Raw genomic sequence first — 25,316 nt, 5'->3', positions numbered from 1 at the left:
CGGTCGGTGTGCCCGACAGTGCCAGAAAGCCGGTGATATCAATACGCAAACGAGCCGCGTTGGCGCATCAGCTCGCGGAACAGCGATTCGTTCGGCTGGAATGGCGCCCGGCCGTGGAGGTAGAAATAGTTGTTCAACACCACCAGCCCGCCGACCGGCAACGACACTTCCTTCGTGCCGGCCGATGCTTCCATCGACCGGGACAGTGCGCGCAGAAATGCCGCCTCCTCGCGGTTGGACGGCTGAACGAACTGGTCGATGAACGAGATGGACAGACCGAATTCGCTTTGAAAGAACAGCGGCCGCTCGATCTGCTCGTTGACGTTCTTGGACCCGGATCCCCTGTAGAAGAACGGCTTGGTTCCGAGCTTGTGATTGACGAAGCGATCGCGCTCTTCCCAGTCGTCGAGGTGCAGAAACCGCGATTCGCCGCCGACTGCGTTTTGTTCCGCGAATTTCATCATCAACAGCCAGTCCGTTGCGTCGCTCACGTACGTACCGTCGGTGTGCATCGTGAACAGCCGGTATGCCTGACGAAGATACGAGTCGCTGTTATCGGTGTGCTTCACTACGAAGCGGGCGTAATACGATCCCGACATTGCATCGTGATTGCTCGGGCCGAGAATATGGCCGATGGCCGTACCGAATTTCACGAAGTCGGAAGGGTCTTGCGAAAGGTCCTGGAGACCGATGGTGAAACCGCCGTGCCGACGGTCCGTGACCAGTTCGGCGAGCATGTCGGCAAAGTCGTCGCCGAGACGCTCGACCAGCAGATCGGCAAGGTGATGGCGCATGAATGGGACATATTCGAGATTCTGGACGTCGATATCCCGTACGTCCGCCAGGAATCCGGCCAGCGCGTTGGGGTCAACCGTCACGTTCATGATGCGGTGATGGGTGGAATGCGCCGACAAGCAAAAAAGCGGCTGCCGGCGTGTGATGGAACCAGGGTTGGTGAGCAGTGCGTCCATGTTGTCCTCCTGTTGTTTCAGGGCTCTATTTGATGCCTCTTCTTTGATATCATCCAGACGCAATACGCGAATGTTTGTTCGCACCTGGAGATTAAATGATCGATGCCCGTCAACTGCGATACTTCGTTGCCGTGGTGGAGGATCTGCACTTTGCCAAGGCAGCGGATCGCCTGAATGTCGCGCAATCGGCGCTCAGCGCCCAGATTCAACGCCTTGAACAGGAGATCGGCGTTCGTCTCCTGAACCGCAACAAGCGACAGCCCGTTACGCTGACCGATGCGGGTCGTTTGTTCCATGCCGAAGCGGTTGCAGCACTACGTCATATCGAGCGCGCGGATCAGGTCGGCCGGTTGGCGGCCAGAGGTCTCGCCGGTGTGGTGCGGATCGGATCGGTGGCATCCGGCGTGAGCAGCGGCGTGCTCTCCAGGACGCTGCATCAGTTTCGGATAACGCACGGCGACGTGCGCATCGAGGTCGTGGCCATGGAGACCCCGCGTCAGTTCGAGGCGCTCGTCAGTGGCGAGATCGATGTGGGCATCGTGAGACCATGGCGGCAGCATCCGGCGGGGATCGTGGCCACGATTGTGCAGACTGAATGCCTTTTGGTCGCGATGGCCGAGGACCATTCATTGGCGGCGCGCGGCCACGTGTCGGTCAGCGATCTGAAAGATCAGCGTTTTATTTCCCCTCACTTCGACGACGACGGGGGATTCAGCGAGGTGCTTACGGCGCTGGGCGCAGCGGGAGGCTTCGTTCCTTTTCTGGAACATCGTGTTCATGACTTCATCGCCGCGATCAGTCTCGCATCGGCCGGTTACGGCGTGGTCGTCGTCCCGGAATCGATGCGCAACTTCACACAGCCAGGCATTTGCTATCGGCCGATCGCGGATTTCGAGTATCCGTGTCATCTCGCAATGGCCAGCAGGCGGCGGGAGCTTTCTCCCGCCGTTCGCGCATTCGTTAAGGAATCCCTCGAGCTCTTCACCGGCCGCGCCCCATCAGCCTCAGCTTGAATTGAACTCGCAGGGCTGTCTGTGACTGTCCACAGATAGTCAATCAGGATGACTCTGTAATTATTTAGTCGAGCTTGACCTCGAAGCCGCGTCGTACCGCGGGGCGCTCGAACATTGCCTCATACCATCGCTTGACGTTTGGGTAGACCGCAAGATCGACCTTGTGCCGCTCGTGCCGCCACGCCCAGCCAACGATGGCAAAGTCGGCGATCGAAAGTTCGCCGGCCACGTATTCATGGGCGGCGAGCCTTTTGGTCAGCACTGAATAAAGCCGCCTTGTTTCGTCTGAGAAGCGCTTGAGACCGTAGCGTCTATCGTCTTCTGAAGCGAGGGCGGCGAAGTGATGTACCTGTCCGGGCATAGGCCCGAACCCGCCCATCTGCCACATCAGCCATTCGAGCACGGGCACCCGCTCGCGTAGATCGCGTGGCAGAAATCGGCCAGTCTTTTCTCCAAGATAGAGGAGGATCGCGCCCGACTCGAACACGCTGATGGGCTGTCCGTCGGGGCCGTCTGGATCGACGATGGCTGGAATCTTGTTGTTCGGGCTGACGGAAAGAAACGACGCCTCGAACTGCTCGCGGTTGCCAATATTCACTGGCTGAACGATATACGGCAACGCCATTTCCTCGAGCGCGACGCTGGCCTTGCGGCCATTTGGCGTGTTCCACGCATAGAGCGTGATCGGTTCGGTCTTCATGGATTCAGCTCAATTGGACATCGACATGCTTCCTGAAACCCGGACGCGTGGTGAGCGATGCGTACCAGCGTTGGAGACTGGGCATTCGAGCACGTTCTATGCCCGGTATTCCAAACCAGCGCTTCGCGAACGCACCGAGCACGATATCAGCGATCGTGAACGACGCGCCTTCGATGAAGTCACGACCCTTCAAGTGTGCGTCGAGCACGCTCCAGACTTTCGCGACCTTGACGACATCGGCGCTGATTTTCTCGAGGTCCCGCTCGGCCTCGGGTGTACGCACGATTCCCCAGAACACGGGCCGTTCGGCCGGTTGCAAAGTCGACAGCGACCAGTCGAGCCAGCGGTCGATGCTGGCCCGCGCCTTTGCATCGGCAGGATACAGTGCGCTGGGTCCACCATACTGCATCACGATATAGCGCAGGATCGAATTCGATTCCCAAAGCACGAAATCGCCGTCGACAAGGGTGGGGACCTTGCCCGTCGGATTCATCGCGAGGTATTCAGATTCGGTGTTGTGTCCGAACTGCAGGCCGGCGTCTATCCGGTTATAGCTTAGAGATATCTCCTCACAAAGCCACAGGACCTTCTGGACGTTGACTGAATTGGCACGTCCCCAGATGGTAATCATGCGTGAGTCCTTTAGGGGTTGTTGTTTGTGGATTGATCGCATGGGTCCGACATCGTCGGCATAACGCTTACGCCGGCAGTGCTGTCAGCAATTCGGCCGTCGTGACGATCGAATGAGCAAACGTGGGTCCGTTTAGTTCGTGAGCGGCTCGCATCATTTCCGGCGAGAAGGCTGCGGTCGCGTCGCGCACGAGCGTCACGTGATAGCCGAGTTCCATCGCGAATCGCGCGGTCGATTCGATGCAGGTGTTCGCGAGCAGGCCAACGGCAATGACGTGCGAAATTTTGTGCTGCTTGAGCTGGAAATCGAGGTCCGTGTTGGCGAAGCCGCTTTGCGCCCAATGCTCGTGTATGACGATGTCGTTTTGCTGGGGAACAAAATCGGGATGCCATTCGCCGCCCCACGTCCCCTTTGCGAAGGACTGACGCTTTTGCACGATCAGTTGTGTCGGATTCGGATGGTCCCAGTCTTCGTAGTCGCCAGGCTGCCAGCGACGATGCGGAACGTAGAACAGCTGGATGCCAGCTTTGCGTGCGGCGCCCACCGCTGCGCGCAAATTGTCGAGAAGCCGAACGTCGTTGGCGACTGCCTCGATCATCGGAAAGATCTTGCCGCCATGTGACAGGAAGTCGTTGTACGGGTCGACCAGCAAAAGACCGGTGTGTTCGGTGTGATACACGGGGTCCGACATGATGTTCTCCGGAAAGCGATACGGGATGGGGCACGGCACAACAGACACCCGTCGCGCGGATCTTCTGCGCCACGTCGAGCACTTCGATGCCTCACCAACAGAGTATATATATGAAATTCATAGTGTAAACTGGAACATAAATACCATAATCCTATTGAGGGTATCCAATGCACGGTTCGCTCAGACACGGATGCCATCGCGGCGTCGAAATCCGTGCTACTATGAAAATAGTAGTTACTAGGGAGGCAAAATGAAGCGCAGAGAGAAGCGGATGGCTACGGTGTGCCCGGTGGCGCGATCGACGGAAGTTGTCGGTGACAAGTGGACGACGCTTGTGCTGCGCGAGCTGTACATGGGCGCGACCCGATTTGAGGAAATCCAGATTCAGACGGAAGCGACGCCCCAAATGCTGGCGACGCGGCTGAAGTCACTCGAAGCGGACGGCATGGTCGAGCGCCATCCGTATCAGGAAAGGCCGTTGCGCTACGAGTACCGTCTCACGGAGAAAGGCCGGGCGTACTATCCGGTGATCCAGGCGCTGCGCACTTGGGGCGAGACCTGGTGCAAGAGCAAAGGCGAGGAAGTCGCTGTGCATTTCACGCATCGTGTGTGCGGGCACGAAGTTGGCCTCGACTATATTTGCCCGTCGTGCGGAGAATACGTGGAGCGTCGCGACCTCGATGCAACCTTGAGTGCTTCGTTTGCCAAAGAGCGCGAGAAGAGGCGCGAGACATATCGGGCAGCGAGGGCATGATCCGGGTAGTTCAGTCAGCGCGCGGCGGGCTATCGCCCGGTCTGCTCCATGCGCCGCACGTGCAACAGCAAGTACGCGACGAAGGCTAGCGCGAGTGCGCCCGCGCCGCAAAGGAATGCGAGCGCGTAGTCGTGAACTGACGAGCACCCTGATCGCGCGACCGGAAAAGCCCGACAGCAAACGCCAGAAAAAATACATCTACGCGTTGACGTCTACGACTGTGCGACCCTGAATCTTGCCTTCCAGAATCTGGCCGGCGACAGCAGGAATGTCGGCGAGTCCGATGACCTTCGTCGCGCGGCCGAGTTTGCTCAAATCGAGGTCGCGCGCAAGCCGCGCCCAGGCTTCGATGCGCACCGACTGCGGAGCATTGACAGAATCGATGCCCGCGAGAGTCACGTTGCGCCGGATGAAAGGCATCACCGAACCGGGGAGATCCGATCCCTGTGCGAGGCCGCAGGCGGCGACCACGCCCCGGTACTGCGTCTGGGCCAACACGTTAGCCAGCGTGTGATGTCCGACGCAATCCACGGCGCCCGCCCAACGTTCGCGGGCGAGCGGCAGACCTGGTTCCGAGAGCGTTCGCCGGTCGATCACTTCCGCGGCGCCGAGGCTGTGCAGATAGTCGGCTTGCGCGGGGCGTCCGGTTGATGCGACGACGCGATACCCGAGGCCAGACAGGATTGCAATGGCGATCGAGCCAACGCCTCCATTGGCGCCTGTGACGAGGACGTCGCCGCTTTGTGGCGAGAGGCCGCCATGTTCGAGCGCCAACACGGCAAGCATGGCCGTATATCCGGCTGTGCCGATAGCCATCGCGTCGTGCGTGGAAAAGACCTCTGGAAGCTTGACGAGCCACTCGCCCCTCACGCGTGCCTTTTGCGCGAATCCGCCGTGATGGTTCTGACTGAGCTCCCAACCGTTGAGGACGACACGGTCGCCGGCGGCGATGCCGGAATACGTGGATGCCTCGACGGTCCCTGCCAGATCGATGCCCGCCACCAACGGAAATTCACGGATGATCTCCGCGCGTCCGGAGATGGCGAGTGCGTCCTTGAAGTTCACAGTCGAATATTCGACCGCAACGTTCACGTCTCCGGGCATGAGGTCTTGCTCGCGCATATTGACGTTGCGAGTCGAGATCACGTCGCGCGGTTTCGTCGCGAGCAGTGCTTTGAAGGTCATGCGATTCTCCTGAGCAAATGGTCTCCCAACGGCTCGCGCTATCGATCGGTTGCCAAGCTGAGAGTGGTTTTTCGGGTGTTTGGGTCATGCACGCCCGTCAGCAACGGCTGAACGGGATCGTCCGTATGCGAGCGTATTGACGACAACGGCCGCGAGCGAGAGCAAGGCGCCGATCGCGGCGAGGCCGAGCCAGGCAGCGTGCAGCGCCCCCGCACCGCCGAGTGCCGCACCGAATGCGCCACCAAGAAAGTACGAAACCATGAAAACCGTATTCAGACGGCTGCGGGCTTCGGGCCGCAACGCATAGATCCGCGCCTGGTTGGCAATGAAGCTGGCGCGATTGCCGAGATCCAGCAATACCATCCCGACGATCAACCACGCCAGGCTGCGTCCGCCCGCTGCGACAAACGCGAACGCGACGGCGACTGTGAGTGCGCCCGCGGTCGCAACATGGCGCGCGCCGACGCGGTCGACGATCGCGCCAACTTGTGGTGATACCGAAAGTCCCACAAGGCCGATCAGTCCAAATGCCCCGATAGTGGCAGGGCCGTAATGGTAGGGCGATCGAGCGAGTAGTACCGCGAGTGTTGCCCAGAGTGCGCTGAAGGCGGCGAACACAAGAAACCCCATCGTTGCCGAGAGGCGTAATAGCTGTTCCCTGCGGACGAGGCCAGCGAGCGAATGCATCAACTCGCGATAGCGGATCGCCGTAAGTGAACTCGACACGGGCAGTTCTCTGATGACAAACAGAAGGCCAATGTCGATGGCGGAAGCGATCACGAATATCGAACGCCAGCCCCAAAGCGCTCCGACGATGCCACTCAACGTGCGTGCGAGCAGGACGCCGGAGGAAAGTCCACCCAGCAGGGAACCGACTACGCGTCCGCGCGTCTCGGGCGTAGCCATGCCCGAGATCGCCGGGATGATGATTTGCGCGGAGATCGATGTCATCCCGACGAGGAAGCTGCATAGCGCCAGCGCGAAGAAGGAGGGCGCCGCTGCGCAGGCCAGCAGCGCCACCGCGTTCGCGATGATCGCTCGCGAAGCCAGTTTGCGTGGTTGGACACCGTCGGCGAGCGGGACAAAGAGCAGCAGTCCCATCGCGTAGCCAAGCTGCGTGAGGGTAGCGATCAGGCTCCCATGCGCCGAAGGCACAACAAACGTCGATGCGATTTGCGGCAACAGCGGCTGGTGGTAGTAGATGGGCGAGACCGCTAGTGCGCAGCAAAGTGCCATCAGAAAGACCTGGCGCGGGGAGATCATGGGTGCCTTCGCTAAGGTAGGGGCAGAATTGCACGGAATTCGCGGTCCCGCCGGAGTTCAGACGGGCTAGCTGGCATGGAGGAGGGCGATACCCACCACGCGGACGGACGCCTTACAGGGCAAGGCGTGACCGGGCTTTGGGCAATGCGTCGAGGAACTCGCGGGTGCCCACGATACTGTGCGCATACGTCGGCCCGTTCAACTCATGCGCTGCGTGCATCGATTCCCGCTTGAGAGCGGCCGTTGCGTCCTTCACAAGCGTCACGTGGTAACCAAGCTCCGTTGCATATCGCGCCGTAGCCTCTATGCAGGTGTTGGCCAGCAGGCCGACGATCACCACGTGCGTGATGCGATGCTGCTTAAGCTGGAAGTCGAGATCCGTATTGGCAAATCCACTGGAGCCCCAGTGTTCGAGCGCCACAATGTCACCTCGTTGCGGCGTGAAATCGGGGTGCCACGCGCCGCCCCACTCCCCTTTGGCGAAGTGATGGCCGTCCATGATCTTGCGCTGGCTCGGGCTCGGATGACACCAGCACTGATAATCGCCCGGCTGCCACCGGCGGTGCGGCACGTAGACGACCTGGATACCGGCATCGCGGACGGCTCCGTTGATGAGTCGCAGATTGTCGAGCAGTCCGACTTCCTCAGCGACGTCTTTGACGAAGGGCCAGACTTTCCCCCCTTCCGAAAGGAAGTCGTTATAGGGGTCGACAAACAGCAGCGCGGTTGATCTGATCTCGTAGACGAAGCGGTTCATTGCATTTCTCCGGAAGTGGCTCACACCATAACGCTGACTTAGACACGGCTCGCCCCTTGTCCGGCCACGCTTGCGACTCGCGACGGCGGTACTGCTAAGGTTCTCTCTGTACGGCATTGTAGATATGAAAAACATAGTGTCAAGTTAGGAATGAATCCAACAAAGCTAGTGTGGAAATGTTCGACTGGATTTTGTGGAATAAGACGGTTTACATCCACCACAAAATCTTGCTACTATGAAAAACATAGGTAATACAGCTTAGGCAATGAACCCGGTATTGTTCGTATTGTTCGGACGAAACCACCCATCTGATCGCGTGCCATATCCAGGAGAGCAACATGCAATACCTCGTTATGATTTCCCGTTCCGGGAACGCATCTTCAATGTCGCTTCATAAGGAAGAAGTCGAGGCGGAGGCTGAGTTTGTCCGCCGGCTCTACGCCTCCGGCATAGTGCGGCAGATCTGGCTGAGGGCAGAGGGAGGCGCCTGCATGATTTCGGAAGCAGATGACGAAGACGACCTGAGGCAACTGCTGGACGAACTCCCGCTAGTCAAGACTGGCTACCTTGCGCAACCCCAGATCAGTCAATTGCGTTCGTATCCGGGGTTTGGTCCGCGTAGTCTCTGAGCCACTGGAACCCTTACGCCGGTACGGGCCGGCCAATCGGGGAGATGGCGACTGTCACCTCATCTCGTCACGTCGACTAACCATGCCGGAACAAACAATATGACAGGCTGGAATCTTTTTGGTGTGCTAACCGTAATCGTCACGCTGTTTGCTCTGACGGCCTTTGCAATAGCCCCGAATGAGGTGGAATCGCTGCAATACGCGATTCGAGCAACGGCTCGCACGTCTTTTATCCTGTTTCTGACTGTGTTCCTTGCGACTTCCTTTGCGAGACTTGTTCCGTCGGCGCTAACTCGCGCCCTGGTCAGGGAGCGGCGCTACATCGGATTGTCGTTCGCCGCTTCGCAATTTCTGCACGCGGTAGCGCTCATCATTTACATCAGGACAGCGCCAGACTCGTTCTGGGTGGGGCGTACGCCCGCGACAAACATACCGGGCTCCATCGGCTATCTGATGATTCTGTTGCTTACGGTCACATCGTTCGCAATGCCGGCGCGCCTGGTCGGTCCGGCTAACTGGAGAAGGCTGCACCTCGCAGGCGTATGGATATTCGCCGTCATTTTCGCGGCTTCCTTCCTCACCCGCGTCCATCAACATGCCGGGTATCTCGTTCCCGGCATGATTATGGTTGTCGCTATGTTGCTACGCATGGCTGAGCGCTTCGAAGGGTGAGGTCAGAGATTCGCCACATATCGAGGACGCCCGCGCAATTCGGTTGCCGTGTCCCATCTCATGATGCGGCGCAGTTTTCGCAAGCCGCCGCTCCCTGGCGAGCACAGCGATGCCAGGATTCAAGTTCCGGATGAGCACGATATCAGTCCGCTGACGCCATCGTTTTGAACTGTGGGGCGCGAGGCCGCCCGCATCAATGCGGGCCGAAGTACCACCGCTCCAATCAGCGTAGACACAAGCGACAGCGCGAGCAACGCACTCAGAGTAGACGTGCCGGGACGATGTGAGAACCACACGCTACCGAACGCGGCACCGCAACGGCACAACCGTTCCAAGTCGACCCGGCGGTTCCACTTATCGTGCGCGAGTCTTGCGGCAGCGCAATCAGGCAGGCGTAGCCGCTGACGTGGATTTTACTCGCGACACCTGGACTGGGATTCAGACGACCTATCGATCTTGAAATGGAAAGTAATGTTTCTCACTGCCTCGCGCAAACTAATTCGACACCCAATGTTGTATTCGTCGTCCGATGTGGCATAGTGGAAAAAATTAACTTATCAAAGGGAATCCACGAATGGCTACGCTCCAATCGATTCAGGCCAGAATCGCAAAGCTGCAGGCTCAAGCAGAATCGTTGGCGACAACGAAATCGTCGGCGGTACTCGAGAAGATTCGCGGTCTGATGGACAAGCATGCCGTGACGGTAGCTGACATTGAGGCATTTGTCGGGAAGCGCCGCGGCCGCAAGCCGGGAAAGACCGTTGCAGCGAAGCAGGGTTCGTCGGCAGCAAAGTATCGCGATCCCAAAACCGGCGCGACCTGGACCGGCCATGGTCGCGCTCCCGCGTGGATTGCAGATGCAAAGGACCGCAGCAAATTCCTGAGTGCAGGCGCGGCGCCGAAGTCGGCCGCTACTGTGAAAGCGCCTAAGGTGGGTAACTACGTGCGCGGACCGCAGCCGCCGAAATATCGTGACCCGAAAACCGGCGCGACGTGGTCTGGTCGTGGCATCGCACCTGCATGGCTTGCCGGCGCGAGGGACCGGTCGAAGTTTTTGATTGAAAAGGCTGAGCCGGCAGCGAAGACGGCCAAGGCGCCCGCAGCGAAGAAGGCCGCTGGAAAGAAGAATGCTGCAACGAAAAAGGCTGCTGCAACGAAAAAGGCTGCTGCAACGAAAAAGGCTGCTGTCAAGAAGGTAGCTGTGAAGGCGGTAGCATCGCCGGCGCGCAAAGCTGCACCGAAGAACGGCGCGGCGGCGAACTCGCCTGTTGTCCGAAAAGCCCGTGCGCCGAAGCTTGCGGTGAAATCACCGGCGCCCGTCGAAGTTGCCGCGCCTGTGGCTGCCACTGAAGCTGTGAGCACGGCCGCTGCGGCTTGAGTGGCCCACACCGGGCTCCGGAAGCCTGCTTCGAGCCCGGTTCAGCGCTTGAAAATCGTGGCGCAGACCGCTGCTTGTACTCACGGACGGTTGCTGGCATCGACGTGGGCGGTGACAAGAGGGCTACCATCTTGTCATTCTGGAAGGCAGTCGAGCTTTCCGGCCTGTTCGAAAACCCCGCAGGAGATGCAAGCGTGCCTCGAGTACGGCTTCCGCGCCGTTGGGATCGACGCCTTGCAATGGGGTGTGGAAGGCGAAGGGCGGCGTGCGCAACGGGAGCTTGCTCGGCAACGCATCTCTTCCTTCGCCACACCCACCCGAAAGCGGACCGATGCGAATCCGGGTCGCTTTGAAGCCATTACCACGTCTTTTCTTCCGGCTATCCGCTGCTGTCATCTCGCGGTTTCAGGGGTGAGCGTATTTGCTTCAAACGTTTCCCCATGCCGTGACCTGATTCAGCCCGAAGCGAGACGAAGCTTCGGGCTTACTTGTCGACTTGACTGCTTGCGACGACGTTTGACAGTGAATTGATATTGGGTCGGGCAGGCCACTGCACGCCGATACTGGTAGCCGGCTGTATTAAGGTTGCATTCAGTGGGACTTTAGATATTCTTAAATATCGACTGAATTCTGCGTCCTCATCCCTTTCCGAGCGGCGGCCGATGTGAGAATCCCGCCATATTGCTCAACTGGGCCAGTTCGTTGGCCGCCTCGCGTAGCAGTCCAGAGTACTCGTGAATCTTCTCGGTCGTTAGCCGTACCCGTGGACCGGCCAGGCTGATGACGCCGACGCAGCGTGAGCCGCTCACCACGGGCGTCGCCACTGCCGACATGCGCGGGGCAAACACCTCGTCGATCATCGCGTAGCCCCGCACGCGCGCCGCATGCACGAAACCCAGCAGCGCTTTTAGCGTCGTCGGCGCATTGGGTCCGAACTCATTCGGCTGTCCGAAGCCTTGCTTCAAGACTAGCGAGGCCGCCTGTTCATCGGACATCGTCATGAGCCATGCGTGTCCGGTCGACGTGCAGGAAAGTCGTGCTGCTTGACCCATATCGGGATCGTAACGGAAGCCGGTGCGCTGTCCGTCCGCCTTTCCGACCCAGATGATCGCTTCGCCATCCACCAGCGAAAGGCGCGCGAGTTCGCCAGTCTGGGCAGCGACGCGTTCGATGATCGGCTGGGCGATATCTGCAATGCCCGTGAGGCTCAGGAATTCGAGTCCGTTCGACGTCATGCGCATCGTCAGGATGTAGCGGCTGTGATCGAGCAGTTGCCGGACATACCCGCTTTCAATGAGTTCGGCGAGCAGGCGGTGACACGTGCTGCGCGGCAGCGACAAGGCGTCGGCAATGGCCACGAGGCCTGCACCTTCCCCTTGCGACGCCAGCAGATCGAGAATTCTCAGGCCGTTTCGAAGCGACATCTTGCACCAGGTTCCATATTATGAGATGCAGTTCCGGTGCGGAACTCACCACCTGTACAGCGCAAACAATAGCACCTGTTCGTCGCTAGAAACGAACGGTTCGATATATCGAGAATCCAGGAGACAACATGTCATTTTTTGCTGATTCGGACCTCGCCGCGGACAGACGGTCTGCGCAGGCTCACTTGATGGCGCGACGGGCGGTAGCAGGGGCAACTGTCGGCACAGCGCTCGAGTGGTTTGACTTCGCGCTCTATGGCGTCGTCGCGGCGACGATCTTTCCCAAGCTGTTTTTCCCGTCGCTCGACCCGACCGCTTCGCTGCTCGCGTCGCTGGCAAGTTTCTGGGCAGGGTTGGCCGCACGCCCGCTCGGCGCGGTGATCTGCGGAATGCTCGGTGACCGTTGGGGACGCCGCAAACTGATGCTGGTCACCGTGTCGGTGATGGGCGCGTCGTCGTTCCTGATGGGCTTGCTGCCAACTTACCACCAGGTCGGCATCCTGGCGCCGACGTTGCTGGTGTCGCTTCGCATCATTCAGGGTTTCGCGCTTGGCGGCGAATCGACGGGCGCGCAACTCATGGCGGTGGAGCATGCATCGGCTAACCGCCGTGGCTGGTATTCAGGTCTGCTTGGCATTTGTTCGCCGCTCAGCCAGATCCTCGCCAATTTTTCGCTCTTTACGCTGGCCGCGTTGCTTTCGTCGGACGACTTCGATAGCTGGGGCTGGCGAATCCCGTTTCTCGCGAGCTTTGTTCTGGTGCTGCTGGGCATTTATATCCGCAGGAAGGTGAACGAGACGCCGGCGTTCGAGGCGCTCAAGAGGACTGGCGCATCCACACGCGCCGCCAATCCGCTCAGCACCGTCTTCAAATATCACTGGCGCACCGCGCTGCGCCTGACGCTCTTTTTCTGCGGCCCGGCCGCGCTGTTTTATCTGATCGTGGTCTTTTCGCTCAGCTACCTGACGAAACACCTCGGCGTACCTAAGCAGACCGGTTTCATGCTGCTGATGGTGGCGAATGTGTGCGCCATCTTCGGCGCGCTGGCGGGCGGCTATCTGAGCGATCGGATCGGACGCAGACGTGCGCTGATGATCGGTTCGGCCTGCACGCTGATCTGCTGCCTGATTTATTTTCCGATCCTCAACCACAACTCGATCGCCATGACGATGGCAGTCATGGGCGCCTTCCTCGGCTTCACACAGTTCCAGAGCGGCATCCAGCCGGTCTGGTTCGCCGAGTCATTCCCGACCGAGGCGCGCTACACGGGGTCCGCGCTGTCGTATTCGGGAGCCAACCTGCTCACCGGCGGCCCGATGCCCATCGTCGCCGTGGCTCTGCTCAATGCCTTTCACGGCTCCCCGTGGGCCATCGTAGCGGTTTGCGGCTCGCTGAACCTGATCTCCTTCGTGATGGTCGCAATATCCCGCGAAACCAGAGACACGGCCCTGGAACGCTCTTTTACACATTGACACCATGACTCGCAAACTCTACATCCTCAATGGTTCCAACCTGAACATGCTGGGCGCGAGGGAGCCCCATCTTTATGGCAGCACTACACTGAAGGACATCGAACAGAATTGCCTCACGCTGGCCGACGCGCTCAAGTTCGACTGCGTATTTCGTCAAACGAACAGCGAAAGCGCGTTGATCGACTGGATTCAGGAAGCGTTCCTGCAGGACGCTGCACTGATCATCAATCCGGCCGGCTTTTCGTTTGGCCGGATTCCGGTCCTCGACGCAGTCAAGCTCATCCGCCGGCCGGTGGTGGAATTGCATATCACCAATATCCATCAACGCTCGGAGGAATATCGTCACTCGACGATTTCGGTGGCGGCCACTGCGGTCATTTGCGGAGCGGGGGCGCACGGATACTTGTTGGCCATCCGTGCAATCGACGATCTGTGGGGCAAGCAGAGTTGAGTTGGCTGCTCGATTTATGAAGCACGCGGGCTCCTCGATAGAGCCCGCGTCGATCGGTCTGCGCTAGATCATCTGTCCCGACTTGCAACATCCGGCAACGCCAGTGGTAACATTTGTTGTCATCCACTGCCCGAGCGACGCATGCCAGACAGTTTCGACCAGCTCGCCGCGTTGATCCGCGCGCGTTTCTCCGACTTGAGCCCGCAATTCCAGACCGGCGCTGCTTTCCTGCTCGACCATCCCGACGAAGTGGCCGTCTCGTCCATGCGCAAAGTGGCAGAGCGCGCCCGCGTGCAGCCGGCTTCGCTCGTGCGGCTTTCCCAGCAACTGGGCTTCCCGGGCTGGAACGAGTTGCGGGACCTTTTCGTCGCGCGCGTGCGCACACGACCGGAGCCGCTTTCCTCGCGGGCCCGCTCACTCGTGGCGGGCAATGCGAAGGACGGCCTTGCGCGCGACCTGCTCGTGGCGCAACAGCACAATCTGGAGGCGAGCGCGGCGCACAACACCCGCTCGATGGTCGAGGCGGCGCGCGTATTGCGCCGCGCGAAGCATGTGCACGTGGCGGGCTTTCGCTCGTGCTATGCGGTGGCGTTCGGGCTCGTCTACGGTTACCGGCTGTTCCGGCCTTCGGTGTCCTTGCTGGGCGGCGAGGCGGGCACGCTTGAGATGCAATTGCTCGGCATCGAGCGCGACAGCGCAACGATTGTTGTCAGCTTCGCACCGTATTCGGTCGAGGCGGTGCGCGTTGCCGAGGCCGCGCTCGCCAAAGGCAGCCGCCTGATCGCGATTACCGACAGCGCCGTCTCGCCCATTGCGCTGAACGCCGACAAGGCGCTGATCTTCACGCACGAAAGCCCGTCGTTTTTCCCTTCACTCGTCGCTGCGACGGCCTTGGCCGAGTCGCTCGTCGCCCATCTGCTGGCGCTCGAAGGCTCGGGCGCAATCGCGCAACTCGAACAGGCCGAACGTTCCCTGAACGCACGCGGCGCTTACGTGCCCTGAGCGCCGCCCCGGCATTTCCACGCCATTTCACGCCTGTTTTCCCGCAGCCGGATGCCGTTGTCAAACGGCGTCCGGTTTTTGCATCATCCATATTCTTTTCATTTGTTGCAATCGATATAAAAATTGACAACAGATGTTGTTGTGGCGTATAAAGCGCATTACAGGAAGAGGTAGACCCATACCGGTAGTGAAGCGAGAAAACTGATGCAGGAACTCAAAACTATCCGCGCAGCCGGCTCGCCGGAGGCGATCGGCCGGCAGCTAGGCGCACACGTGAAGCCGATCTTTGCCGATTACATGGCGCAAAGCAGCGCCTGGCAGGCGGTGAGCCGCTGGCGCGGCAGTGCGTTCGCGCAGCAGTTACGCGCCGCAGCCGCACACCGTTTCCCGGCTTATGTTGCGGAAATCGACGCAATGGCGCAGGCGCTCGACTGGCCAGCAGACGACCTGTTCCTCTGGAATTGCCGTGGCGAACTGATCCACAACGCGCCGGACGGCTGCACGACGCTTGCGGTGCGCACCCCGAGCGTGGGCCTCATCGCGCACAACGAAGACGGCGACCCCTGGCTCCATGGCCGCTGCAGCGTGGTCGAGGTCGATCCCGAAGGAAAGCCCGGTTTCGTGAGCTTCTACTACCCGGGCTCGCTGCCGGGGCATACCTTCGCGGCCACGCGCGCGGGACTTGCCCAAGCGATCAACAACGTGCGTATTCGCGAGCCGCGGGTGGGTGTGCCTCGCATGATTCTGGCGCGCGCCATGCTCGATTGCGCGACGTTGGAAGAAGCGCTCGCGCTGCTGCGCGACACGCCGCGCGCGAGCGGCTTTCACCACACGATCGGCGGCACCGACGAGGCGGCCGAGGTGCGTGTGGTTAGCGTCGAAGCGACGGCGCAGCGTTCTTCGGTCCGGGAGGTGAGCACGCCATCGGGACACGCGAATCACCTCATCCACGCGGGCTGCGAGCGTGAGGCGCAGATCGTCACCGATTCGTCGCGCGATCGCCAAACCCGTCTTGCTCAACTGTTGCCCGCGCTCGGCACGCAGCCCGACGGCGCGGCCTTCGTGCAGGTGCTGCAGGATCGCGCGGGCGCCGGCTTGCCAATCTACCGCGAAGACCCGCACGACCCCGACGACGAGAACACGCTCGCCACCGCCTGCATGCGCGTCGAGCTGCGCGGCGTGGCGTTCGACGTCTGGCAGGGCGGCGAGCGTGTGCTCGGCCGCTTTATCGATTCGAAAGCGCGCCACGTGGACGGCGCAACCCGTTAATCATTCACGGACTTCATCGAGGACACATATGACCAAGGTGTTTCACCGGATGCCGAAGCAAACCTTGCCCGTCGCGGTGGCGGGCGAAGGCATCGAAATCATCGATTCCACCGGCAAGCGCTACATCGACGCGAGCGGCGGCGCCGCGGTTTCATGCCTCGGACACAGCAATCAGCGCGTGATCGACGCGATCAAGCGTCAGGCGCAACAGTTGCCGTACGCGCACACCTCGTTTTTCACGACCGAGGCTTCGGAGCAACTGGCCGATCACCTCATCGCCGCGGCGCCCAAGGGGCTCGACCACGTGTACTTCGTGTCGGGTGGTTCGGAGGCAATCGAGGCCGCACTCAAGCTCGCGCGTCAGTACTTCGTGGAGAAGGGCGAGCTTGCGCGCCGCCACTTCATCGCGCGCCGCCAGAGCTATCACGGCAACACGCTGGGGGCGCTTGCGATCGGCGGCAATGCGTGGCGCCGCGAGCCGTTCCTGCCCATCCTGATCGAATCGCATCACGTGAGCCCTTGCTTTGCATACCGCGAGCGCAACGAGCGCGAAACCGACGAGGCCTACGCGCAGCGCCTCGCCGATGAACTCGAGCAGAAGATCCTCGAACTCGGTCCCGATACGGTTGCGGCTTTTGTCGCCGAGACCGTGGTGGGTGCAACGGCCGGCGCGGTGCCGCCCGTGCGCGACTACTTTCGCAAGATCCGCGCGGTGTGCGATCGCTACGGCGTGCTGCTGATCCTCGACGAGATCATGTCGGGCATGGGCCGCACGGGGTATCTGTTCGCCTGCGAGGAGGACGGCGTTACGCCGGATCTGCTGACGATCGCGAAAGGCCTGGGCGCAGGCTACCAGCCGATCGGCGCGACGCTCGTGAGCCAGCGCATCTACGAGACGATCGTGGGCGGCAGCGGCTACTTCCAGCACGGCCACACCTATATCGGCCACGCCACGGCCTGTGCGGCGGCGCTCGAAGTGCAGCGCGTGATCGCCGAAGAGAAACTGCTCGACAACGTGCTCGCGCGCGGCGAACAACTGCGCGCGCGACTGCGCGAGCGTTATGCGGACCATCCGTACGTGGGCGATGTGCGCGGCCGCGGCCTGTTCGTGGGCGTCGAACTGGTGAAGGACCGCGCCGCCAAAGCGACTTTCGACCCGGCGCTCAAGCTGCACGCGGCGATCAAGCGCGAGGCGTTCGCGCGTGGCCTGATGGTCTATCCGATGGGCGGCACCGTGGACGGCCGCAACGGCGATCATGTGCTGCTCGCGCCGCCTTTCATCTGCACGGAGCAGAACATCGACAGGATCGTCGAGCGGCTTGCCGCGGCCGTCGACGGTGCGCTCGACGCAACGGGTGTGGCGCGTCCGGCGTAAGCTTCGCTGTACAGGATTGAAGTGCAACTAACTGTCCGCCACTAGCGCCGGCCGGAATCGCGGCGACCGTGAACGGTCGCGCGACCGGCCATGACCTCCAACGGAGTCCATCGATGAACCAAAACCCGGCCTCGCGGCTTCCCGCATTCGACGCTGCCCAGGCTTCGCCGGAACAGAAGGCGGTGCTGGACGAGATTCTTTCCGGTCCGCGCGGCAACCTCAACGGCCCGTTCCTCGGCTGGATCCACAGCCCGGAACTGGCGCAGCATGCGCAGCGCCTTGGGGTGTTCTGCCGTTACCACACAGGCTTGTCGCTGCGCCTCTCAGAACTGGCGATTCTCGTCACGGCCGCGCGCTGGCAGGCGCAGGCCGAGTGGTATATCCACTATCCCATCGCGCTGAAGGCGGGCGTGCCGGAGGCGCTGGCCGAGCAGATCCGCACGGGCGCCATGCCCCAGTTCGACGAGCCCGACGACGCGCTGATCTACGCGTTCGCGACCGAGTTGTACGACACGAAACGAGTATCCGACACGACCTACGCACGCGCCGTCGAGCGCTTTGGCCACGAAACCACGATCAACCTGGTCGGACTGCTCGGCTACTACGCGCTAGTCGCGATGACGCTCAACGTCTTCGCCATGCGCGCGGAAGGCCAGACGACCTTGCCGTTTACCGAATAAGGGTAGACTGACCGCGCCTTGCGCGCGCAGCCCCATCCGGTTTTGCCGGATGGGCCTTTTTTGCACCGCACTGCGATTCCATTTAAGTGACAGCCGTATTTCAACCGGAAAATTTTTTGGAGCCGCCGCTAAAATATGAGGGTTCGCACTCCGCTTATGCGGTTCGAGTACGACTGGGGTGAATTTATCGAACGTGGGGTTTAGCCGCGCAGAAAACGTTTCCACGCGCGTCGTTCGGGCTTTCATATTCCGGAAGAAGTGATCGTCACCTCACTGGCTTTGCCATATTTATTGAGGCTGCAACGCGTCATTTTCTGGCATTAGGCGGGAAATAATATGACTGTTTGACCGGGAAACCTTGCCCGGTAGCTTTTTCCAGCCCTGTACGGCTTTCCGCGTAAATTGTGCAGGAGGGCATTAACCGGTTTTTGGGCGTGTGTCGAATAACAGGGTTTTCAGCAGGTTTAATGGAAACCGCTTGCGCGCATTAATTCGAGTTGTTAGTCTTGCCAAACTTATTAATGGCCGCCCCATTCGCATTATCGAAAGGGCGGGAGGGAGCCGGGGGTGCTAACCCGCCCGGGTTTTTCTCTGTGCGACTTTTTTAACGGGGAACATCATGCTTGATACGACCATCGACGTAGCCGAAAAGCCGCTCGCTGCCATGGCCGGAATTGGCGACGTTGTCACCCTGAAATCGGGCGGTCCGCGCATGACCGTCATGTATGCCGGCCCGGTTGGCTTTGCCAGCGGCCACTGGCTGATCTGCCAGTGGTTCGACGAACACGGCGAACTGCGCCAGGACATGTTCGCTCAGGACATGGTGCAGATCGAACCGCGCTCGATTCCCGCGGCGTTCGTCAAGATGCGCAGCCCGACTGGCGGAAGGGCCATCGGCGGGTTCTGACGCGCAGACCTGCCCACGCGGGTCGCGGGCGCGCCAGACAAGGACGAAGACGTACGAACAACGGCCGGGCCAGATGCGCCCGGCCGTTTGCTTTAGCGCTGACCTTCGGCGGCGATACGCACGGCGAGTCCGGCCAGCACCGTACCCATGAGCCAGCGCTGAAGCTTGAGCCAGCCCGGCCGGTCGCCGAGAAACGTGGCAATCGTACCCGCTGTCATCGCAACGGCGGCATTCACGCTGATAGAAAGCGCGATCTGCACGCTGCCGAGCACGATGGACTGCGCGAGCACGCTGCCGTGATGCGGGTCGATGAACTGCGGCAGTAGCGACAAATACAGAATGGCGATTTTCGGATTCAGCAGGTTCGTGACGAAGCCCATCAGAAAGAGCTTGCGCGGGCGGTCGGCGGGCAGCTCGCGCACCTGGAACGGCGAGCGGCCGCCGGGCTTGAGCGCCTGCCACGCGAGCCAGAACAGGTAGAGCGCGCCGCCCAGGCGCAGCGCGTCGTAGGCGAACGGCACGGCCATGAGCAACGCGGTAATGCCGAGGGCGGCGCACAGCATGTAGAACACGAAGCCGAGTGCGACCCCGCCCAGCGAAATCAGTCCCGCCTTGCGACCCTGGCAGATCGAGCGCGAGATCAGATAGATCATGTTGGGTCCGGGCGTGAGCGCCATGCCCAGTGCGACGGCGGCAAAGGCGAGCAGCGGGGCGGCATGTGGCATGACGAGCTCCGTGTTGAGGTTTGTTGTTAGGTCTGAGGGTGACTTGAGCAGTGGGCACAAGGCTGTGCGCTTCAGCCTGATAAAACGCGCGGGCCACCTTGCGGACTCCTGGTGATTATTTCATGCGACGGCGGCGCTTGCGCGCCAGGGCCTGCAACATTGGCCAAACGGATAAGCCGCGAGGGCCTCAATGCGGCGAGCGCTTGCTCTCGGCGGCGCGGGTTTCACGCGCCTGGACCCGGTCGTCGAGCCGGCGCGAGAAAAGCAGCATGCCTAGCCGGCGGCTGCGAGCCTTGGTCTGGCCGCCGAGATCCTTCGGCGGATTCGGCTGCAGCGCCCAGAAGAGCGCCAACAGCCAGCCGAGCAGCGTCCAGCCGAGCACGGCATTGAAGACCGCGATGACGAGCAGATCGTGACGCTGACGCCTGTCGGCGATCAGCGCTGGGAGAAAGTAGAGCGCGACCACCGCCGCGAGAACGACGATCTCGAAGACGGAACGGCTCACCATATTTCCATTCTCCAGAAAAAAATCGCGGAATATGCACGAGTCATCATTGTCGCGCGGATTGGCCCTGAGCGCACGCCATGCCCTGGCCGAACGGCCGGCACCGGGCGCAACGGGTGTCGGCCGGTGGGGGTTCGGGTCTATCATCGGGTTTTTCATCGCTGGGAACCCACACCATGATCTCCGACCCGTCCGAGGCCACCCGTCAACTCGACCACGACGAATTGCGCGCCTTCGTCGAACGCAAATGGCACGACGAGATCGTGCCCGCGTTGACCGACTACATCGCGGTGCCCGCCAAGAGTCCGGCATTCGACCCGCAGTGGGCGCAGCACGGCTATCTCGAACGCGTCGTGCAGGAGGCCGCGAAGTGGGCGGAACAGCAGCCGGTGCGCGGCCTGAAGCTGGAGATCGTGCGGCTGCCCAATCGCACGCCGGTGATCTTCTTCGAGGCGCCCGCCACGCGTTCGGGAAGCAGCGAGACGGTCGTGCTCTACGGCCATCTCGACAAGCAGCCGGAATTCGCGGGCTGGCGCAACGACCTCGGCCCCTGGACGCCGAAGCTCGAAGACGGCCGCCTCTACGGTCGTGGCGGCGCTGACGACGGCTACGCGATCTACGCGAGCGTCACGGCGCTCGCCGCGCTCGACGCGCAAGGCATCGAGCGTCCGCGCTGCGTGGGTCTCATCGAAACCTGCGAGGAGTCGGGAAGCTACGACCTGCTGCCTTATGTCGACGCGCTGCGCGAGCGGCTCGGCAACGTCGGTCTCGTCGTGTGTCTCGATTCGGGCGCGGGCAACTATGACCAGCTTTGGCTCACCACGTCGCTGCGCGGTCTCGTGGCGGGCGACCTCGAAGTCGAAGTGCTCGAGGAGGGCATTCACTCGGGCTCTTACGGCGGCATTGCGCCGTCCAGCTTCCGCGTAATGCGGCAACTCTTCGAGCGTCTCGAAGACGCCGCGAGCGGCACGCTCCTGCCTAAGGGTTTCCATTGCGCGATTCCCTCGCAGCGCTTGAGCGAGGCGGAGGCCACGGCGAAGATCCTTGGCGAAAGCGTCTGGAAGACCATGCCTTGGGCGTGCGGCCAGGACGGCCGGCGCGTGCTGCCCACCACCACGGACCCGCAGCAGGCGCTGCTCGACTCCACGTGGCGGCCTTCGCTTTCGGTCACGGGCGCGGCGGGCCTGCCCGCACTCGCCGATGCCGGCAACGTGCTGCGGCCGCGCACGGCGTTCAAGCTCTCGCTGCGTTTGCCGCCGCTAGTCGAGGCTTCGAAGGCCGTAGCCGAACTGAAGGCGCTGCTCGAGTTCGATCCGCCGTACAACGCCAAAGTCACCTTCAGGCCGGACGCGGGCGCGGCCAACGGCTGGAGCGCGCCGGCACTCGCTCCGTGGCTCACGCAAGCGCTCAACGCCGCCTCGCGCACGCATTTCGGCGCGGATTGCGCTTACCTCGGCCAGGGCGGCACGATCCCACTCATGAACGTGCTTCAGGCAGGGTTTCCCAAGTCGCAGTTCATGGTGTGCGGCGTGCTCGGCCCGAAGTCCAACGCGCACGGGCCGAACGAGTTCCTGCATGTCCCCTATGCGAAGAAGCTCACGGCCACGGTGGCCGAAGTGATCGCCGCCGCGCCTTGAGTCGCGCTTGAGTGGCTAGCGGCTAGTGGCGTTGAGGGGCGGGCGCGCCGTCTGTAGGTGGCGCGTCCTGCGCAGCATGCCCGTCGCCATGGCATGAGCAGTTTTCGTCGTCGATGGGCTGCTCGAGACTCTTCATGATCCCGCACTCCGCGCTGCTGCTCTGGTGGGCATGGCAGCTCTCGCGCAGCGTGCGTAATTGCTGCTCGAGTACGCGCATCGCTTCGATCTGCTGATGAATGCGCTCGATCTGGCTGTCGATCAACTCGTTGACTTCGTCGCAGGGCTGGCTCGGGTCGGCCTGGAATCGGCGCAGCATGCGGATGTCCGAAAGACCGATGCCGAGCGACCGGCAATGGCGGATGAAATTCAGTTGCGCTCCGTGGACGGCCGTGTAGCTGCGGTAACCGTTCGTTTCGCGCGCGGGCTCGTCCAGCAAGCCTTCGCGTTCGTAAAAGCGCACCGTTTCGACATCGCAGTTCGCGCAGCGCGCCAATTCACCAATTCGCATGGTCGCGGCTCTCCCAAATGACTTGACCCTGTAGTGGCTACAGGCTGTTCAATGATTGTGTCACTTTTGGGAGAAACCGGCTATGAACCAGAGCTACGTGTCGCGGCTCGGCATTGCGCAGCGCCTGCGCGCGCGTGATGAGGAACGGACGGTGGGCGGCGCTCACGGGTCTGGCGGCGTGGGCGGCGCGTGCGGCGGCCACGGGCATAAGCACGACCAGGATCAGGGGCACGAGCATGATCAAGCCCATGGTCATGAGCACGCCCACGACCAAGGCCATGCGCACGGCCACGACAACGAGCACGACCGCGGTCACGGCCACAACCATGACCACGACCACGACCACCACGACCACGGACAAACCGAGCCGAACGGCCACGCGCCCGCTCACAGCTGCTGTCACGGCGACACTGCGCACAGCACGCCGCCGCAAAGCCAGCGCAACGCGTCCCCGGCGCCCGAAGGCACGCGCCGCGCGCGATGGCGCATCGAAAACATGGATTGTCCGACCGAAGAGCGCCTGATCCGCAACCGGCTCGAGCCGATGCCGGGTATCGTGCGCCTCGGCTTCGACCTGCTCGCGCGCGAGCTGACCGTCCATCATCGACTCGACGATACGCAGCCTGTCGTTCGCGCGCTGCGCGCGCTCGACATGGCGCCGCGTGCGCTGGACGATAGCGCGTCCGCGCAAGCCGCTCCGCCTGCCTCTGTCGGTCTCGCGCTGGGCCAGAAGCTGCTGCTGGCCGTGAGCGGCGTGGCAGCCGCGGGCGCCGAGGTGCTCGCCTGGAGCACCGGCCGGGAAACCAGCCTGCCTGTACTCGCCTGCGCAGTCGTCTCGATCGTCTGCGCGGGTCTGCCCACGCTGCGCAAGGGCTGGATCGCCCTGCGCAATTTCACGATCAACATCTATTTCCTGATGTCGCTTGCGTTGATCGGCGCCGTTGCAATCGGCAAGTGGCCCGAAGCGGCGATGGTCGTCTTCCTGTTCGCCCTCGCGGAGGAAATCGAAGCACTGTCGCTCGAGCGCGCCCGTCAGGCCATCCGCGCGCTCACCGCGCTCGCGCCTGAAACCGCCGAGGTCTGGCAAGCCGGCGACGGCGCACCCGGGCAAGGCGAATGGCGCGAGTCCGCGGTGGACGAAGTGGCGGTTGGCAGCCGGATTCGCGTGCGCACCGGCCAGCGCGTACCGCTCGATGCGCGTGCGATCGCCGGCCGTGCCGCGCTCGATCAGGCGCCGATCACGGGCGAAAGCCTGCCCGTCGACAAGGAGGCCGGCGCGGTGCTTTACGCGGGCAGCATCGTCGTCGATGGCGTGGTCGAAGCGCTCGTCACCGCGGCTGCGAAGGACAGCACGCTCGCGCGCATCGCCGCGGCGGTGCAGCAGGCGCAGGCTCAGCGTGCGCCCACGCAGCGCTTCGTCGACCAGTTCGCGCGCTACTACACGCCGGCCGTGGTCGTGCTCGCCGTGGTGCTGGCGCTCGCTGGGCCGCTCGTGTTCGGCGGCGCGTGGAGTGCGTGGCTCTACAAGGCGCTCGTGCTGCTCGTGATCTCCTGTCCGTGCGCGCTCGTCGTCTCGACGCCGGTGACGGTCGTGAGCGGCCTCGCCGCCGCCGCGCGCCACGGCATGCTCGTGAAGGGCGGCGTGTGGCTCGAGCGGGGCCGGCTGCTCAAGGCCGTCGCGCTCGACAAGACCGGCACGCTCACGCGCGGCGAGCCTGTCTTGACCGATGCGCTCGCGGCGCCGGTTCGGGCGCTGGTCAGCGCAGGGGAGTCCAGCGAAGCGCCGCTTTCGGCGCACGAAGCACTGCGCATCGCCGCGAGCCTGGATGACGCCAGCACGCACCCGGTCGCCCGTGCGGTGGTCGAAGGCTGGCGGGCGCGACAGCCGGAGGCACGCCTGCTCGCGGTCGATCAGTTCGCGGTGCTGAACGGTCGCGGTGTGCAAGGCCGCATCGACGGCACGCTCTGGAGCCTCGGCAATCACCGTCTGGTTGAGGAGCTTGGTTTGTGTTCGCCCGAACTGGAAGCGCAACTGGCAGCGCTGGAACTGGCGGGCAAGACGGCGATCGTGCTGTGCGCGGCGCAGGAGGCCGTCGCCGTGTTCGCCGTGGCCGACGCGCTGCGCCCGGAAAGCGCACCGGCCGTGCGCGCCTTGCGCGCGCTCGGCGTGACGCCCGTCATGCTGACCGGCGACAACGCCTCGACCGCGCGTGCTATTGCCGATCAACTCGGCATCGCCGACGCGCGCGGCAATCTGCTGCCGCAGGACAAGCAGGACGCGATCGCCGCGCTCTCGAAGCAGTACGGCATGGCGGCAATGGTCGGCGACGGCGTGAACGACGCGCCCGCGCTCGCGCGCGCCGACATTGGCTTCGCGATGGGCGCGGCGGGCACCGCGACCGCGCTCGAAACCGCCGACGTCGCCATCATGGATGACGATCCGCGCAAGATCGCCGCGTTCATCGGCCTTTCGCGCAAGACCGCGGGCGTGCTCAAGCAGAACATCGCGCTTGCGCTCGGCATCAAGGCCGTCTTTCTCGTGCTCGCGATGGCGGGTGAGGCAACGCTCTGGATGGCCGTCTTTGCCGACGTAGGCGCTAGCCTGCTCGTCGTGGCGAACGGTCTGCGCGTGCGCCGGCATTTCGACGGCACGCGCACCTAACGAAGCCTTCCGGGCAAGCCGTACAACGCAACTAACAGCCATCCCCGCCCGCGCG

26 protein-coding genes are annotated in these 25,316 nt (G+C 62.2%); 14 read left to right on the top strand and 12 right to left on the bottom strand.

The genetic code is table 11. The features are described from left to right. Nucleotides 1-38: 38 nt before the first annotated feature. Nucleotides 39-971 (bottom strand): glutarate dioxygenase GlaH, encoded by a 933-nt coding sequence (gene glaH, locus M3I53_RS19475; protein ID WP_254317513.1) that lies wholly within the window; start codon nucleotides 969-971, stop codon nucleotides 39-41. Between the two features lie 95 nt (nucleotides 972-1,066). Here glaH and M3I53_RS19470 point away from each other — a divergent pair, with 95 nt between their 5' ends. After that, nucleotides 1,067-1,984 carry a LysR family transcriptional regulator gene (locus tag M3I53_RS19470; RefSeq protein ID WP_254317512.1) on the top strand — a complete coding sequence of 306 codons (918 nt, stop codon included), beginning with the start codon at nucleotides 1,067-1,069 and terminating at the stop codon, nucleotides 1,982-1,984. A 64-nt stretch (nucleotides 1,985-2,048) separates the two neighbouring features. Here the strand turns inward: M3I53_RS19470 and M3I53_RS19465 are convergent, their stop codons facing one another. From M3I53_RS19465 to M3I53_RS19455, 3 genes are all read right to left on the bottom strand, one after another. Then, nucleotides 2,049-2,684, bottom strand: a complete 636-nt coding sequence (locus M3I53_RS19465) for a glutathione binding-like protein (RefSeq protein WP_254317511.1) — start codon at nucleotides 2,682-2,684, stop codon at nucleotides 2,049-2,051. A gap of 4 nt (nucleotides 2,685-2,688) precedes the next feature. Continuing rightward, a complete protein-coding gene (locus tag M3I53_RS19460; protein WP_254317510.1) occupies nucleotides 2,689-3,315 on the bottom strand; it encodes a glutathione S-transferase family protein in 627 nt (208 codons plus the stop codon). Nucleotides 3,316-3,382: 67 nt separating this feature from the next. After that, the gene (locus M3I53_RS19455; protein WP_254317509.1) at nucleotides 3,383-4,006 is read right to left on the bottom strand and encodes an isochorismatase family cysteine hydrolase; all 624 of its coding nucleotides are present in this window, start codon (nucleotides 4,004-4,006) and stop codon (nucleotides 3,383-3,385) included. Between the two features lie 250 nt (nucleotides 4,007-4,256). Here M3I53_RS19455 and M3I53_RS19450 point away from each other — a divergent pair, with 250 nt between their 5' ends. Continuing rightward, on the top strand, nucleotides 4,257-4,760 hold the full coding sequence (locus M3I53_RS19450) for a helix-turn-helix domain-containing protein (RefSeq protein ID WP_254317508.1): 504 nt from the start codon (nucleotides 4,257-4,259) through the stop codon (nucleotides 4,758-4,760). 198 nt (nucleotides 4,761-4,958) lie between these two features. On the opposite strand, the gene M3I53_RS19445 is transcribed toward M3I53_RS19450, so the two are convergent. The 3 genes from M3I53_RS19445 to M3I53_RS19435 form a co-directional block, all read right to left on the bottom strand. Next, on the bottom strand, nucleotides 4,959-5,945 hold the full coding sequence (locus M3I53_RS19445) for an MDR family oxidoreductase (protein WP_254317507.1): 987 nt from the start codon (nucleotides 5,943-5,945) through the stop codon (nucleotides 4,959-4,961). Nucleotides 5,946-6,029: 84 nt separating this feature from the next. After that, nucleotides 6,030-7,181: an MFS transporter gene (locus M3I53_RS19440; RefSeq protein WP_254317613.1), complete on the bottom strand. Its 1,152-nt coding sequence runs from the start codon at nucleotides 7,179-7,181 to the stop codon at nucleotides 6,030-6,032. 139 nt (nucleotides 7,182-7,320) lie between these two features. After that, nucleotides 7,321-7,965: an isochorismatase family cysteine hydrolase gene (locus tag M3I53_RS19435; protein WP_254317506.1), complete on the bottom strand. Its 645-nt coding sequence runs from the start codon at nucleotides 7,963-7,965 to the stop codon at nucleotides 7,321-7,323. A 338-nt stretch (nucleotides 7,966-8,303) separates the two neighbouring features. Here M3I53_RS19435 and M3I53_RS19430 point away from each other — a divergent pair, with 338 nt between their 5' ends. From M3I53_RS19430 to M3I53_RS19420, 3 genes are all read left to right on the top strand, one after another. Continuing rightward, entirely contained in the window at nucleotides 8,304-8,594 is a 291-nt protein-coding gene (locus tag M3I53_RS19430) for a muconolactone Delta-isomerase family protein (RefSeq protein ID WP_254317505.1), read from the top strand. A 99-nt stretch (nucleotides 8,595-8,693) separates the two neighbouring features. After that, entirely contained in the window at nucleotides 8,694-9,266 is a 573-nt protein-coding gene (locus M3I53_RS19425; protein ID WP_254317504.1) for a hypothetical protein, read from the top strand. A 574-nt stretch (nucleotides 9,267-9,840) separates the two neighbouring features. Then, nucleotides 9,841-10,644 (top strand): H-NS family nucleoid-associated regulatory protein, encoded by an 804-nt coding sequence (locus tag M3I53_RS19420; RefSeq protein ID WP_254317503.1) that lies wholly within the window; start codon nucleotides 9,841-9,843, stop codon nucleotides 10,642-10,644. A 638-nt stretch (nucleotides 10,645-11,282) separates the two neighbouring features. On the opposite strand, the gene M3I53_RS19415 is transcribed toward M3I53_RS19420, so the two are convergent. Continuing rightward, nucleotides 11,283-12,068, bottom strand: coding sequence for an IclR family transcriptional regulator (locus M3I53_RS19415; protein WP_254317502.1), 786 nt, complete (start codon nucleotides 12,066-12,068; stop codon nucleotides 11,283-11,285). Nucleotides 12,069-12,196: 128 nt separating this feature from the next. Between M3I53_RS19415 and M3I53_RS19410 the strand changes: the two genes are divergently transcribed. From M3I53_RS19410 to M3I53_RS19380, 7 genes are all read left to right on the top strand, one after another. Beyond that, nucleotides 12,197-13,540: an MFS transporter gene (locus tag M3I53_RS19410; protein ID WP_375542552.1), complete on the top strand. Its 1,344-nt coding sequence runs from the start codon at nucleotides 12,197-12,199 to the stop codon at nucleotides 13,538-13,540. A 4-nt stretch (nucleotides 13,541-13,544) separates the two neighbouring features. Beyond that, entirely contained in the window at nucleotides 13,545-13,991 is a 447-nt protein-coding gene (locus M3I53_RS19405; RefSeq protein ID WP_254317501.1) for a type II 3-dehydroquinate dehydratase, read from the top strand. Between the two features lie 141 nt (nucleotides 13,992-14,132). Continuing rightward, complete coding sequence (locus M3I53_RS19400; protein WP_069261977.1) at nucleotides 14,133-14,993, top strand: MurR/RpiR family transcriptional regulator; 861 nt, start codon at nucleotides 14,133-14,135, stop codon at nucleotides 14,991-14,993. Between the two features lie 204 nt (nucleotides 14,994-15,197). Further along, nucleotides 15,198-16,262 carry a C45 family peptidase gene (locus M3I53_RS19395; RefSeq protein ID WP_254317500.1) on the top strand — a complete coding sequence of 355 codons (1,065 nt, stop codon included), beginning with the start codon at nucleotides 15,198-15,200 and terminating at the stop codon, nucleotides 16,260-16,262. A 28-nt stretch (nucleotides 16,263-16,290) separates the two neighbouring features. Continuing rightward, on the top strand, nucleotides 16,291-17,637 hold the full coding sequence (locus M3I53_RS19390; RefSeq protein WP_254317499.1) for an aspartate aminotransferase family protein: 1,347 nt from the start codon (nucleotides 16,291-16,293) through the stop codon (nucleotides 17,635-17,637). A gap of 113 nt (nucleotides 17,638-17,750) precedes the next feature. Beyond that, a complete protein-coding gene (locus M3I53_RS19385; protein ID WP_254317498.1) occupies nucleotides 17,751-18,317 on the top strand; it encodes a carboxymuconolactone decarboxylase family protein in 567 nt (188 codons plus the stop codon). A 619-nt stretch (nucleotides 18,318-18,936) separates the two neighbouring features. Then, entirely contained in the window at nucleotides 18,937-19,224 is a 288-nt protein-coding gene (locus M3I53_RS19380; RefSeq protein WP_254317497.1) for a YodC family protein, read from the top strand. Nucleotides 19,225-19,316: 92 nt separating this feature from the next. On the opposite strand, the gene M3I53_RS19375 is transcribed toward M3I53_RS19380, so the two are convergent. Continuing rightward, nucleotides 19,317-19,949, bottom strand: a complete 633-nt coding sequence (locus tag M3I53_RS19375; RefSeq protein ID WP_254317496.1) for a LysE family translocator — start codon at nucleotides 19,947-19,949, stop codon at nucleotides 19,317-19,319. 187 nt (nucleotides 19,950-20,136) lie between these two features. Continuing rightward, nucleotides 20,137-20,613, bottom strand: coding sequence for a superinfection immunity protein (locus M3I53_RS19370; protein WP_309249533.1), 477 nt, complete (start codon nucleotides 20,611-20,613; stop codon nucleotides 20,137-20,139). 17 nt (nucleotides 20,614-20,630) lie between these two features. On the opposite strand from M3I53_RS19370, the gene M3I53_RS19365 reads away from it, so the two are divergent. Beyond that, the gene (locus M3I53_RS19365) at nucleotides 20,631-22,091 is read left to right on the top strand and encodes a M20 family metallopeptidase (protein WP_254317495.1); all 1,461 of its coding nucleotides are present in this window, start codon (nucleotides 20,631-20,633) and stop codon (nucleotides 22,089-22,091) included. Nucleotides 22,092-22,113: 22 nt separating this feature from the next. Here M3I53_RS19365 and M3I53_RS19360 read toward each other — a convergent pair whose 3' ends face one another. Both M3I53_RS19360 and M3I53_RS38225 read right to left on the bottom strand, forming a co-directional pair. After that, entirely contained in the window at nucleotides 22,114-22,599 is a 486-nt protein-coding gene (locus M3I53_RS19360; protein WP_254317494.1) for a Cd(II)/Pb(II)-responsive transcriptional regulator, read from the bottom strand. 37 nt (nucleotides 22,600-22,636) lie between these two features. Beyond that, nucleotides 22,637-23,002 (bottom strand): hypothetical protein, encoded by a 366-nt coding sequence (locus tag M3I53_RS38225; RefSeq protein WP_302057755.1) that lies wholly within the window; start codon nucleotides 23,000-23,002, stop codon nucleotides 22,637-22,639. Nucleotides 23,003-23,095: 93 nt separating this feature from the next. On the opposite strand from M3I53_RS38225, the gene M3I53_RS19355 reads away from it, so the two are divergent. After that, complete coding sequence (locus M3I53_RS19355) at nucleotides 23,096-25,261, top strand: heavy metal translocating P-type ATPase (RefSeq protein ID WP_309249532.1); 2,166 nt, start codon at nucleotides 23,096-23,098, stop codon at nucleotides 25,259-25,261. Nucleotides 25,262-25,316 lie beyond the last annotated feature (55 nt).

The sequence above is a fragment of the Paraburkholderia sp. CNPSo 3272 genome, from assembly GCF_024206495.1.
Taxonomy (GTDB): Bacteria; Pseudomonadota; Gammaproteobacteria; order Burkholderiales; family Burkholderiaceae; genus Paraburkholderia.
This window is presented reverse-complemented; position numbering and strand designations above follow the sequence as displayed.

Excerpts from the sequence above, each read along its gene's own strand:
- glaH (WP_254317513.1), bottom strand. The coding sequence starts at position 971 with ATGGACGCACTGCTCACCAACCCTGGTTCCATCACACGCCGGCAGCCG.
- M3I53_RS19470 (WP_254317512.1), top strand. The coding sequence starts at position 1,067 with ATGATCGATGCCCGTCAACTGCGATACTTCGTTGCCGTGGTGGAGGAT.
- M3I53_RS19465 (WP_254317511.1), bottom strand. The coding sequence starts at position 2,684 with ATGAAGACCGAACCGATCACGCTCTATGCGTGGAACACGCCAAATGGC.
- M3I53_RS19460 (WP_254317510.1), bottom strand. The coding sequence starts at position 3,315 with ATGATTACCATCTGGGGACGTGCCAATTCAGTCAACGTCCAGAAGGTC.
- M3I53_RS19455 (WP_254317509.1), bottom strand. The coding sequence starts at position 4,006 with ATGTCGGACCCCGTGTATCACACCGAACACACCGGTCTTTTGCTGGTC.
- M3I53_RS19450 (WP_254317508.1), top strand. The coding sequence starts at position 4,257 with ATGAAGCGCAGAGAGAAGCGGATGGCTACGGTGTGCCCGGTGGCGCGA.
- M3I53_RS19445 (WP_254317507.1), bottom strand. The coding sequence starts at position 5,945 with ATGACCTTCAAAGCACTGCTCGCGACGAAACCGCGCGACGTGATCTCG.
- M3I53_RS19440 (WP_254317613.1), bottom strand. The coding sequence starts at position 7,181 with ATGGCACTTTGCTGCGCACTAGCGGTCTCGCCCATCTACTACCACCAG.
- M3I53_RS19435 (WP_254317506.1), bottom strand. The coding sequence starts at position 7,965 with ATGAACCGCTTCGTCTACGAGATCAGATCAACCGCGCTGCTGTTTGTC.
- M3I53_RS19430 (WP_254317505.1), top strand. The coding sequence starts at position 8,304 with ATGCAATACCTCGTTATGATTTCCCGTTCCGGGAACGCATCTTCAATG.
- M3I53_RS19425 (WP_254317504.1), top strand. The coding sequence starts at position 8,694 with ATGACAGGCTGGAATCTTTTTGGTGTGCTAACCGTAATCGTCACGCTG.
- M3I53_RS19420 (WP_254317503.1), top strand. The coding sequence starts at position 9,841 with ATGGCTACGCTCCAATCGATTCAGGCCAGAATCGCAAAGCTGCAGGCT.
- M3I53_RS19415 (WP_254317502.1), bottom strand. The coding sequence starts at position 12,068 with ATGTCGCTTCGAAACGGCCTGAGAATTCTCGATCTGCTGGCGTCGCAA.
- M3I53_RS19410 (WP_375542552.1), top strand. The coding sequence starts at position 12,197 with ATGTCATTTTTTGCTGATTCGGACCTCGCCGCGGACAGACGGTCTGCG.
- M3I53_RS19405 (WP_254317501.1), top strand. The coding sequence starts at position 13,545 with ATGACTCGCAAACTCTACATCCTCAATGGTTCCAACCTGAACATGCTG.
- M3I53_RS19400 (WP_069261977.1), top strand. The coding sequence starts at position 14,133 with ATGCCAGACAGTTTCGACCAGCTCGCCGCGTTGATCCGCGCGCGTTTC.
- M3I53_RS19395 (WP_254317500.1), top strand. The coding sequence starts at position 15,198 with ATGCAGGAACTCAAAACTATCCGCGCAGCCGGCTCGCCGGAGGCGATC.
- M3I53_RS19390 (WP_254317499.1), top strand. The coding sequence starts at position 16,291 with ATGACCAAGGTGTTTCACCGGATGCCGAAGCAAACCTTGCCCGTCGCG.
- M3I53_RS19385 (WP_254317498.1), top strand. The coding sequence starts at position 17,751 with ATGAACCAAAACCCGGCCTCGCGGCTTCCCGCATTCGACGCTGCCCAG.
- M3I53_RS19380 (WP_254317497.1), top strand. The coding sequence starts at position 18,937 with ATGCTTGATACGACCATCGACGTAGCCGAAAAGCCGCTCGCTGCCATG.
- M3I53_RS19375 (WP_254317496.1), bottom strand. The coding sequence starts at position 19,949 with ATGCCACATGCCGCCCCGCTGCTCGCCTTTGCCGCCGTCGCACTGGGC.
- M3I53_RS19370 (WP_309249533.1), bottom strand. The coding sequence starts at position 20,613 with ATGAAAAACCCGATGATAGACCCGAACCCCCACCGGCCGACACCCGTT.
- M3I53_RS19365 (WP_254317495.1), top strand. The coding sequence starts at position 20,631 with ATGATCTCCGACCCGTCCGAGGCCACCCGTCAACTCGACCACGACGAA.
- M3I53_RS19360 (WP_254317494.1), bottom strand. The coding sequence starts at position 22,599 with ATGCGAATTGGTGAATTGGCGCGCTGCGCGAACTGCGATGTCGAAACG.
- M3I53_RS19355 (WP_309249532.1), top strand. The coding sequence starts at position 23,096 with ATGGATTGTCCGACCGAAGAGCGCCTGATCCGCAACCGGCTCGAGCCG.